This is a genomic window from Cohnella fermenti, assembly GCF_004801405.1.
Taxonomy (GTDB): Bacteria; Bacillota; Bacilli; order Paenibacillales; family Paenibacillaceae; genus Cohnella; species Cohnella fermenti.
Map to the genome: position 1 here is coordinate 1 of NZ_SSOB01000099.1, position 1,813 is coordinate 1,813.

Sequence of the window (1,813 nt, forward strand, 5' to 3'; positions counted from 1 at the left end):
AAGTCCAGCGGTATGATGTCAAGCCCCTGATTCATGAGAATTGGAAATTTTTTTGGCCATGAGGCGGATGAGTCAAGAAAAAGGGCACATCAAATCAAACCCAGTCGAAAATCGAGTTATCTACCAGATTTTTACTGGGAATTCACAGCGGACTTTGGCAAAGGAGGCGTCAATCCTTCGCAGTCGTCACCTTCTTCCGTGGCGTATAGAGTTGGCCGTTGCGTAGCAGCACATCGACCAGACGCACAAGTTTTCTTGCCGTTAAGACGAGGGCGCGTTTGTGTTGATGCTTAGGCACTTCGTTGTATTTCTTCCGGTAGTACTCGCCGAATTCTTCATCGCGGTTTTTTACCGAGTTGGCAGCTTCAACCAGGTAATAGCGAAGGAATCGGTTGCCGGATTTAATGCGTTTGGTGTCTTCGCCTTCGAAAGCGCCAGACTGGTGCCTTCGCCATGTGAGACCTGCGTACTTGGCGACAGCGGCTTGGTCGCTGAAGCGATCGATATCGCCGATCTCCGCAAGGATGCCGGCGGCGTAGACGCGGTCAATGCCTGGAACGGAGCGCAAGCACTTGGCGCCAGGGATGCCGTCAAGAATGCGCTCGATGGCCTTGTCCAGATCCTTGAGCTGGGTCTGAATGCTTCGGATCGCTTGAATGGACGCGCCGAGCACGAGGTCAATGGAATCCTCGACGACCTTGGACAGCCTGTAGGAAGCTCTGGCAGCCTTCTGGATGCAGCGCGCGACGTTCTCGGGGTCGGGGAAGCGGTTGCGTCCCTTGTCCCGCAAGTAGTCGGCCAAGTCGGCGACCTCCATCGTCGCGATGTCGTCAAGGCTGTACTTCTCGGAGAGCATCTCCAAGATGGCGTGGCCGAACACCGAGCTGTCGACTTCGGTTGTAAAGGCGTTGCACTTGTAGAACAGGTTCTGCAAGAAATATTGCTTCTCGCGTGTCAGGTTGTGAATCAAGTGGAACCGCATGCGAGTCAGGCGCTGGAGCGCGACGTACTGCTCTTGCATAACGATGGTGGTCGTCAGCCTGCCGAAGCGAAGGCGATCCGCAATGACCCAAGCGTCGAGGCGATCGGTCTTATCCAGATCGGGATAAGCGTCTCTGAACTTGCTGACGAGCTTGGGATTGATGGTGAAGACTTTGGCCTTACGTGCTTGGAGTGCCGGATCCTGGTGCATGTACATGGCGGGATGCCAACTGTAAACGGAGGTCGCTTCAAGACCAATGTGAATCTCGGAAGATGAATGCTTGTCCGCCGCAGCGACGATACGATCCCGCAGGTAAGAGGCGCCTTCGAGATTGTTTTTCACGGTAAGCGTCTCAAGCTTGTCGCCGTCCGAGTTCATGAAACACACTTCCAGTTCTTGCGAACTGACGTCAATACCGACAAACAGCTTCAAGTGGAATTCCTCCTTTCGATAAGGGATTCAGGGAATGGACGCTCCGGGATGCCTCCGGCGCACGCGCAGATCAATCACCCTCGCCTATAAGAACACACTGCGGTCCATGAGCTGCCCCGAATCTGCTAAGGTCGGGCATGGGTTGCCGAAGGGAACGGCCAGCGGGTCAGAAGCTCAAACGCGTACCGGAGAAACAGACTTTAAATGTAGACGATGCTACAGGGGGAACGAGAATTGCCCCGAATGGACCCTACGTTCCATTGTCCAGAGGCATGCCGGAAAGTCCAGTCCCTTTTTGATTTTCAAAGAACGAAGTACTGGGAATTTGGCGACCGATTCCCAGCCCCCTCGGGGGCTGGGAACTAGCCTTCAAGTGCTTTCAAAACATACTATACGAGG

At 54.3% G+C, this 1,813-nt stretch carries 1 protein-coding gene; it reads right to left on the minus strand.

Annotation, left to right across the window (positions count from 1 at the left end; translation table 11 throughout):
- Window positions 1-169 precede the first annotated feature (169 nt).
- Entirely contained in the window at window positions 170-1,414 is a 1,245-nt protein-coding gene (locus E6C55_RS33120; protein ID WP_136374106.1) for an IS110 family RNA-guided transposase, read from the minus strand.
- Between the last annotated feature and the right edge of the window lie 399 nt (window positions 1,415-1,813).